9 protein-coding genes are annotated in these 8,009 nt (G+C 48.5%); 7 read left to right on the forward strand and 2 right to left on the reverse strand.

What is annotated here, in order from left to right; genetic code table 11:
- Nucleotides 1–16 precede the first annotated feature (16 nt).
- Nucleotides 17–1,018, reverse strand: coding sequence for a biotin synthase BioB (bioB, locus tag HMPREF0080_RS08025; RefSeq protein WP_006790947.1), 1,002 nt, complete (start codon nucleotides 1,016–1,018; stop codon nucleotides 17–19).
- 188 nt (nucleotides 1,019–1,206) lie between these two features.
- Between bioB and pdxR the strand changes: the two genes are divergently transcribed.
- Genes pdxR through HMPREF0080_RS11085 form a run of 6 tightly spaced genes read left to right on the forward strand, consistent with a single transcriptional unit; the run spans nucleotide 1,207 to nucleotide 6,857 of the window.
- Nucleotides 1,207–2,610 (forward strand): MocR-like pyridoxine biosynthesis transcription factor PdxR, encoded by a 1,404-nt coding sequence (gene pdxR / locus HMPREF0080_RS08030; RefSeq protein ID WP_006790948.1) that lies wholly within the window; start codon nucleotides 1,207–1,209, stop codon nucleotides 2,608–2,610.
- Nucleotides 2,603–3,877 (forward strand): metallophosphoesterase family protein, encoded by a 1,275-nt coding sequence (locus tag HMPREF0080_RS08035; RefSeq protein ID WP_006790949.1) that lies wholly within the window; start codon nucleotides 2,603–2,605, stop codon nucleotides 3,875–3,877. Before pdxR ends, HMPREF0080_RS08035 begins: the two co-directional genes overlap by 8 nt.
- Entirely contained in the window at nucleotides 3,874–4,077 is a 204-nt protein-coding gene (locus HMPREF0080_RS11070) for an ATP-binding protein (protein ID WP_006790950.1), read from the forward strand. The genes HMPREF0080_RS08035 and HMPREF0080_RS11070 overlap by 4 nt, the downstream gene beginning before the upstream one ends.
- Nucleotides 4,078–4,137: 60 nt before the next feature.
- Entirely contained in the window at nucleotides 4,138–4,485 is a 348-nt protein-coding gene (locus HMPREF0080_RS11075) for a hypothetical protein (RefSeq protein WP_006790951.1), read from the forward strand.
- On the forward strand, nucleotides 4,433–6,361 hold the full coding sequence (locus HMPREF0080_RS11080) for an ATP-binding protein (RefSeq protein WP_245527267.1): 1,929 nt from the start codon (nucleotides 4,433–4,435) through the stop codon (nucleotides 6,359–6,361). Before HMPREF0080_RS11075 ends, HMPREF0080_RS11080 begins: the two co-directional genes overlap by 53 nt.
- Nucleotides 6,330–6,857 (forward strand): ATP-binding protein, encoded by a 528-nt coding sequence (locus HMPREF0080_RS11085; RefSeq protein ID WP_006790953.1) that lies wholly within the window; start codon nucleotides 6,330–6,332, stop codon nucleotides 6,855–6,857. The genes HMPREF0080_RS11080 and HMPREF0080_RS11085 overlap by 32 nt, the downstream gene beginning before the upstream one ends.
- A 65-nt stretch (nucleotides 6,858–6,922) precedes the next feature.
- Here HMPREF0080_RS11085 and HMPREF0080_RS08045 read toward each other — a convergent pair whose 3' ends face one another.
- Nucleotides 6,923–7,222: a winged helix-turn-helix transcriptional regulator gene (locus tag HMPREF0080_RS08045; RefSeq protein WP_006790954.1), complete on the reverse strand. Its 300-nt coding sequence runs from the start codon at nucleotides 7,220–7,222 to the stop codon at nucleotides 6,923–6,925.
- A gap of 149 nt (nucleotides 7,223–7,371) precedes the next feature.
- Between HMPREF0080_RS08045 and HMPREF0080_RS08050 the strand changes: the two genes are divergently transcribed.
- On the forward strand, nucleotides 7,372–7,809 hold the full coding sequence (locus tag HMPREF0080_RS08050) for a Dps family protein (RefSeq protein ID WP_040347574.1): 438 nt from the start codon (nucleotides 7,372–7,374) through the stop codon (nucleotides 7,807–7,809).
- The last annotated feature ends 200 nt before the right edge of the window (nucleotides 7,810–8,009 follow it).

Here is an 8,009-nt window from a genome sequence, read left to right on the forward strand (position 1 = left end):
GCGGCGGTCGCCGCCGCTATGGCCTTGGAAAACGAGGCATAGCCGGCTTTCTGCCGAGATCGGTGAGCATTTGGGTGTCGACATGTGTTTTATTACCGGCTGTTGTTAAATACCCGCCGATCATAAGCCCGTCCGCACCGGCTGTGAGAGCATATGCCTGCATGGAACGGAGATTGACTTCCCTGCCGCCGGCAGTGCGAATTTGCGCATGCGGTAATATGAAGCGGAAGACTGCGAAAATGCGCAGAATTTCCCAAGGTGAAGGAGGGACGGCTTTTTCGAGAGGTGTACCTTTGACGGGGTTGAGAATATTGATGGGAATAGAATCAATGCCCATGTTTTTGAGGACGAAGGCCATTTCCAGTCGCTGCTCAAGCGATTCGCCAAGGCCGAAAATGCCGCCGCAACAGGGGCGCAAACCTGCTTTTTGGACCGTTTTGACCATAGCTTCTTTGTCGGCAAAGGTATGAGTGCTGCAAATATTCTTGAAATAAGACGGCGCCGTTTCGATATTACTGTGATACCGCGTGATGCCGGCTTTTTTTAAGGCGAGCAGCTGGTTTTCGGAAATAAAACCCAGGGAACAGCAAACTTCAATGCCTATAGTATTACGGATAACGGGGACGGCCTGCAAGATCGTATTGAAATCGGTACCTTCCTCAACGGCCCGGCCGCCTGTAACGATGGAAAAGCGAGTAGCTCCTGCGGCTTTCGCTTTTTTTGCGGCTTCAATCATTTTATCCGTGTCTATGAGGGGATATGCTTTTATGCCTGTATTGTAATGACAGGATTGGGCGCAGAAGCGGCAATCTTCGGGACATCGGCCTGAACGACCGCCGACGATGGCACAGCAGTCGACATCATTGCCGCGGAAAAAACGGCGGATTTTATCGGCCATAGCCAATAATAAAGGCGTATCTTCATCGTTGAAAGTAAGCAGCTCTTCCGCTTCGTCGCGCGTAATTTCACCGCCGTTTATAACCCGGTTCGTGTATGCTGTCAATTGTGAAATATCCATAGAAAGTCTCCTGTAAAATTTTTATTCGTGACATCAGTATAGAATAAAGAAAAAATAAGGTCAACAATTATATTCACAAAATAAGGTTTACAATATCTGCGGCTATTGATTCTTACAGCGTGATACCCTTTTCACAGAGAACCTTTTTCGGTACAATATACGTATAATTGTATAAAGGAAGTTCGCCTATGCTGCAAATTGATAAATTGTCGCCGAAACCGTATTATATACAAATATATGATTACTTTAAGCATGAGATTGAAAGCGGTCGTATGCGTGCGGGCACGAAGCTGCCGTCCATGCGCTCGTTGGCGCGATATACCGGCATAAGCAAGCTGACGGTGGAAAAAGCTTATTTTCAATTAGCTAATGAGGGGTATATTGTCGGCCATCGCAAAGCGCGCTTCGAGGCTGCCGCGCTTAGCGTAAATAAACGGGAACGGGCGGTCGGACAATACATAAAAGCTGAATCGGGGCAACCGCCGTGGAAATATGATTTTGCCAGCGGAGATGTCGATTTGGAAGGGTTCCCTCTTATCTTATGGCGGCGTTATATGCATCGCGTTCTTTCCGACCCGGCAATTCTCTTGGCCGGGCAGGATGAACAGGGAGCTCCGGCTCTGCGCGAGGCGTTGAGCGGGTACATGTATGAAACGCGGGGCGTTCACGCGGCGGCCGATAATATTATTATCGGCAACGGTGTGACCCCGTTGCTGCGCATTCTCGGATATATCCTGCGCAATAAGCACAGCCGTATTGCCGTCGAAGAACCGGGGTTCCGCCTGGGCCGTGAGGTTTTCCGTTCCGGCGGCTATGAAATTGTTCCGCTTCCGTTACGGGATGACGGACTCGATGTGGACGCATTGGCACAGGCGGATACGGGGTTGGTTTATGTAACGCCGTCTCATCAGTTTCCTACCGGTAAGGTTATGCCCGTCGGACAGCGATATAAACTTCTTGATTGGGCCGTACAGGAAGACGGCCTTATTATTGAAGATGATTATGACAGCGAACTTCGCTATGAAGGCCGGCCGATTCCGGCACTGCAGGGACTGGACAGGTCGGATCGCGTGATCTATTTGGGTGCGCTGTCCAAGGTCTTGCCTTTTTTTGTCCGTATCAGTTATCTGGTTCTGCCCGATCCCCTTATGGATATGTATCGGCGCGAGCGTTCCCTTTTCCGACAGAGCGCGTCTGTTCCGGAACAATGCGTTTTGGCAGAATATATCCGCAGCGGCGAAATGCGTAAACAAATCAGGCGGCTGCGACGCCTCTATCAGGAAAAAGGAAGGAAGACGGAATATCTTTTGCAGGCGTATTTCGGCACTGCCGTTGAAGTGAGCCGTGTTGTTTCGGGCGTTCATTGTCAAATTGCTTTCGCATCGCCTTTAAGCGAGACCGAGCTGACGGAAGCCGCCAAGAGAGAAGGCTGTCTGGTGCTGCCGATGGAAAGCTTTTATGAAAAGCACATCGATAACGGTGTGCGCCGTTTTCTCTTATCCTTTGCGAGAATCCGGACGGACATGTTGGAAGAAGCCGTAGCGGCCTTACATCGGGCTTGGACGGCGGGAGGAGTGCGTAATAATGGCTAAAACGCTACGCTTTATTCATTGTGCGGATTTGCATTTGGGCAGTCCGTTTCAGGGGCTGGCGCCGCTGGAAGAAAGGTGGGGGCGCATTGTCGGTAATGCGCCGCTCAAAGCGTTTCAAAAAGTTGTGCAGCTGGCTATTGATAAACGGGTACATGCCCTGCTTATTGCCGGTGATATTTATGACAGCGCTACGCACAACTTGACGGCGCAGCTTGATTTTGTGCGCCTTCTTCATAAGTTGGCATTTCATGAAATTCCCGTATATATTGCTCTGGGCAATCACGATCCGATGACATCGTGGCGTGCTGAGATCCCGTTCCCGGCGAATGTTCATGTTTTTGCGACGGATAAGGCGGAACGGCTGCCGCTTATTGTAGACGGTGAGGAAGCGGCGGCTTTGTACGGGCAAAGTTATGAACATCGTGAATTTCGTGAAAACGCGGCATGGAATTTCCGACGTCGCGAGGAAGACCGGTATGCTATCGGACTTTTGCACACTCAGGTCGGCGGGAACGATTCCGCCTATGCACCGTGTACGCTGAATGATCTGAAGGAAAGCGGTATGGATTATTGGGCCTTGGGGCACGTTCATACGCGGCGGATCCTTGCGGAATCGCCGTATATTGTCTATCCCGGCAATACACAGGGGCTTGACAGTACGGAAACGGGACCGCGCGGTTGTTATTATGTAGAAGTCGGACCGTACGGCTCTGTCGAAATGCGCTTTATCGATACGAGTGTGGCCCGTTGGGAAACGGCGGATATATCCGTCGACGCGATTGATTCCGTTTCGGCATTGCGTGAATCGGTACGCATAGAGAAAGAAAAAATTCGTCGTGAAGCGGGTAAGCCCGTTTTTCTGACCGTGAATTTTACCGGTGCCGGCAGTATGTACAGAGTCATCAATAATCCCGAATCCGTACAATATTGGATTAACAGCTGGCAAGAAGATGAAGAAGGAAAATATGCCTTTGTCATGGTCGTCGGCATTCGTAACGGCGCCCGGCCGAAAATCAATTTGGCCGAACGGAGCAAGTTGCCGGATACGGTCGGCGATTATTTAAATATATCCGATCAGATTGAATCGCAGGGGCAGGTTGAAAAATTAGAGCTTTTACGCCGGATACTCACGGAGCGGCCCGAATTTGAACGGCTCGGCGCTTATGGCCGCGCTGTCTCGGATGAACGGCTTTTAGCGGCGTTTGAACGGGCAAAATGGCTGGGCATGCAACAGCTTCTGGAAGATAACAGAGGACAGGGATCATGAAGATTATACAAATGAATTTAGATGATTTCGGCATCTATCATAACGTCATGTGGAATCCTCCCGAACGGGGACTTATTGTCATGCACGGTCGTAATGAAAGCGGCAAGACGACACTCATGAAATACGTGCGTTCCATGTTTTTCGGGTATCTCCGCGGTGAGTGGAAAGGCTATTTCGGGCATATGGATATACGCCGCTAAAACGGCAGGGAATACAGGATCTACAGAAATGAAAAGGAATCGTATATTACGGACGGCGATATGGTCATTCATGAAGAACCGGCGGCGCTTTGGTGGCATGATCTGGAGCGGACGACATACGATAAAATATTTGCTATGGGCCTGGAGGATTTGCAGGGGTTTAAAATCCTTTCGAATGAAGCTGTACGCAGCCATTTTTTCAGTATTGAAAACGGTGTGCGCATGGGAGTGACGAGCCGCGATTTGCAGCGGCGGATGAGTGAGCTTCTCGTCGCTTCGCCGCAGGGGAAGAAACCGATTAATGTACTGTTGGCGGAGCAGCGCGACTTTGATCAGCAGATCAAGCGCCTGGCTTATGATGAAGAAGAGTTTGCATCCCGTACAGAAAGAAGAAAGCAGGACATATGAAGAAGAACGAAAAGTACGTCTTGAAATAGACGAATTAAAGTTACAGCTTGAGCGTGTGGCTATGCCTATTGCCGCATGGGATGTATACCGCCGCGGACGTGAAGCGTGGACCCGTATGCAGGAACTTGCCGATGTGGCGCAGTTTCCGGCGGAAGGGGCGCAGCGCTTTGCGGAATTGGAGGATAAAATTGCAGGGTATGATGAACAGATTAAAGACATAAAGAAACACAATCATAATAAACGTGCTTTTCGTGAGGATTGGAAACGGTGGTTAGCTGCATCGGCACAGATTGAAAGTCTTTATGCGGATGTTCCTCAATGGCGTCAGGATAGGGCAAAGCTCATTGAGAATGAAGATCTTCATACAAAATGTCGATTTGAATGCAATAAGGCCGTGCAGGCGCTGCATGAATGGACAGACGGCCGGATTCCCGAACAGGTCAAATGGGAAAAAGGGCTGACCATTGCCATGAATTTGGAACAGCAAAATCGGGGCAAAGAAAAATGGCAGGCCGCCAGACCCAAGCTTCCGGACGGCATGACAACGCATACTGCCGATGAACCGGTACGGACGAAAACGGAATGGCAGGATTTGGGGAAAGGTGTGGCGGCCATACAGGAAACGCTGGCGGAGCGGAAGAAGGTAACGGAACTTCTCAATTGGATTGCGTCCGAACCGATGCCGTCCGTTAACGGCTTAACTGCCGGGATATCCTTTGCTTTTCTTATCGGGGCGGCATGTTTTTACGGAGCTTTTGCATACGCGATATCTTTTCTGTACGGGTTGGGAGCACTTGCCTTCGCAACTGCTGCCGCACTGGCCTATAAACGACAACGGACGGTGACGCGCAGACCCGAACGGATGACGGAACTCAAAAGTGAACTTTGTACTCTCAACGGTAAATTATCCTCCAATTCCGAAGAATACGGCCTTTCTTTAAGCGGGACCGACGATGATGTGACGTGGCGTGCCGGCCTTGACAGGCTGCGCAAAGAATATCTTGACTGGCAGACTCGTTCGACGCGGGAATCGTGGGAACGGGGGCAGCAGGATATGTACCGTTCCATGTATGACAAATGGAGTAAAGAAGGCGCCGCATGGGCGGACCGTATCGGTAAAATCCGCGATGACTGGCAAAAATGGCAGCACGAATCCGGATTTATTCGACTGCAGGCAAGCCGCCTTGCCGAAGCAAAAACTCTTTGGGAAAGATGGTGCAGGCTGAAGGACGAGGAGCGTACATGGGAAACGGAACGAGCCGTATTGGAACAACGGATAAACCGTATTGCCGACAGGGGAGAACAGCTTTTTCACGAGCTTTCTGTAAAGCAGTCGGTCACGCCTGAAGCGATGGAAGACATTTATAAGGAGTGGCATCAAATTCGTTTGCAGGCGGAAGTTGCCAAAGAACAGGACCGGCAGCGTAAAGAAGGGCAAGAACGCATTGCCGCGCTGGAAAGGGAAAAGCGGATTCGGGTGAACCTGCAAAAAGAATTGCTTGCGGCGGCGAATTGTCATACTGTAGGTGAATTTCGTACAAAAGTTTTACAGTATAAACAGTTTAATCAATACAAGGAAGTATACGATCAATCGGAGGCGCATATCCGCCTTATAGCCAAATCTTCTAAAAATTATAGTGATTTGCAGCGTGAATTGAAGATTCATGACCTCAGCATGTGGCAGGATGAGCAGGCCCGTTATGAACAACGGATTGATGAATGTGAAAAGAAACTTGCCGCTATTGCGGAAAAGAGAGGGACCGTCGTCGAACGGCTCAGTACTATGGCCAAGAGCGATACCTATTCGCGGCTCTTACAGGAAAAACATGCCGCCCCGTGCGGGCATGGACCGGTATGTCGACGATTGGCTGACTGATCTTTACGCGCATCATATGCTCCGTGAAGCCCAAGCTTACTATGAAAAGGTGCGCCAGCCGGTGGTTATCCGCAAAGCCGGCGAATACCTCCGTTTTATGACGGGAGGACGTTATTCTTTGCAGTCAACGTTTGACGGCCGTCAGCTTTTCGCCGTTGACGGCATGCAGCGGCGCATTCCTGAAAAAGAGTGGAGCAGCGGTTTGGGTGATCAAATATATCTGGCCATCCGCATCAGCCTGGCTGTCGCTTTTTCTCATCAAATCGAGTCAATGCCGCTTATTCTTGACGATATTCTGGTTCGGTTCGATGAAGAACGGCAGAAAGAAGCCATTCGCTTCCTTGCCGATCTCGGTAAAGAAGAACAAGTATTTCTTTTCACTTGTTCTGAAGGAACACGTCGTCTGGCCGCTGCCGTGCAGCAGGAACAGGCCGGGGAAACGGATACGATTCATCTCTTTGAAATTTCCAGGGGGACGATCGTCAGTGCTGATTAAAGACAGTAAAAGGCCTTGTCCGGTACTGAGTATCAAGTGACGGACAAGGCCTCCGGTTTAAATCCTTACGGTTTTACAGTTACACCGTATTTTGCATTAAGGCGCTGTATATAAAGCAGAATATAAAGAACCTCCTTGCCGAACGGATTTAAGCTGTAAACGCCGGACGGACCGCGTGTAATCAATTTCCGTTCGACTAGGAATTTTATTTTACGATTTAATTCCGTTTGGCTTATAAAAGGAATATCTATCAAAATTTTAGAAAAGGTAGAGGCCCCGTTATGAATTGCCGAAAGGATTTCCGGCACCCATTTTAAGCGAAGAATGTCATGAATGTATATAAAATCCTTACCGAATTCGGTCATAATCGGCGCCTCCCTTCCATATAGACGATTACTTTTTTATAGTATACCATTTTACTAACCTATTTGTTAGTTGAAAATGAAAATTAATAAATTTAAAATAGATATGAAAAGTGAATATATTCTTTATAACGGATAAGGGGGAGTTTGCAATGAAAAACTTAGACAGTGTAAATCAGTATATTGCTAATTTAGCTATGTTGAATATAAAAACACATAACTTTCACTTCAATATTGTCGGTGCCGGTTTTAAAAATATTCATGAATACTTGGAAAGTATTTATAACACCTATTTTGATTATTACGATGCCGTGGCGGAACTGGTTAAAATGCAGGGACAGATGCCGACCGTATCTGTCGCGGATTATCTTAAAATAACAGCGATAAAGGAAGTGCCGGCTAAAGAGTATCCTATTGCCGAAGCGTTGGAAGAGGTGCGTAAAGATATGGAAATTATGCGGGATGCAGCTGTCGCTATCCGCAAAAGTGCCGATGAAGAAGACAATTTCCTTTTAGCGAATATGATGGAAGACCATCTTGCTTATTATGCAAAGCAGCTTTGGTTTATTAAGGCTACGCTGGCAAAATAACAGGCACTTCTAATTTTATACTGCTTCAATAAACAGAAAGAGGGACTCCCGCGGGAGTCCCTCTTTCTGTTTATTATGAACTTTTGGTATTTTCGGACTCGCTCTTCCCGTGCGCCCTTTCACGCCGTTACTTGTTCTTTTTGAGGGATCCTTTGTATTTATGGCCCTTTCTGTCTGTTTTTACACGGAAATAAATTGTG

This window comes from Megasphaera geminata F0357, from assembly GCF_000239275.1.
In the GTDB taxonomy this organism is placed as follows: domain Bacteria; phylum Bacillota; class Negativicutes; order Veillonellales; family Megasphaeraceae; genus Megasphaera; species Megasphaera geminata.

Coding starts and splice junctions, on each gene's coding strand:
- bioB (WP_006790947.1), bottom strand. CDS start 1,018: ATGGATATTTCACAATTGACAGCATACACGAACCGGGTTATAAACGGC.
- pdxR (WP_006790948.1), top strand. CDS start 1,207: ATGCTGCAAATTGATAAATTGTCGCCGAAACCGTATTATATACAAATA.
- HMPREF0080_RS08035 (WP_006790949.1), top strand. CDS start 2,603: ATGGCTAAAACGCTACGCTTTATTCATTGTGCGGATTTGCATTTGGGC.
- HMPREF0080_RS11070 (WP_006790950.1), top strand. CDS start 3,874: ATGAAGATTATACAAATGAATTTAGATGATTTCGGCATCTATCATAAC.
- HMPREF0080_RS11075 (WP_006790951.1), top strand. CDS start 4,138: ATGGTCATTCATGAAGAACCGGCGGCGCTTTGGTGGCATGATCTGGAG.
- HMPREF0080_RS11080 (WP_245527267.1), top strand. CDS start 4,433: ATGATGAAGAAGAGTTTGCATCCCGTACAGAAAGAAGAAAGCAGGACA.
- HMPREF0080_RS11085 (WP_006790953.1), top strand. CDS start 6,330: ATGGACCGGTATGTCGACGATTGGCTGACTGATCTTTACGCGCATCAT.
- HMPREF0080_RS08045 (WP_006790954.1), bottom strand. CDS start 7,222: ATGACCGAATTCGGTAAGGATTTTATATACATTCATGACATTCTTCGC.
- HMPREF0080_RS08050 (WP_040347574.1), top strand. CDS start 7,372: ATGAAAAACTTAGACAGTGTAAATCAGTATATTGCTAATTTAGCTATG.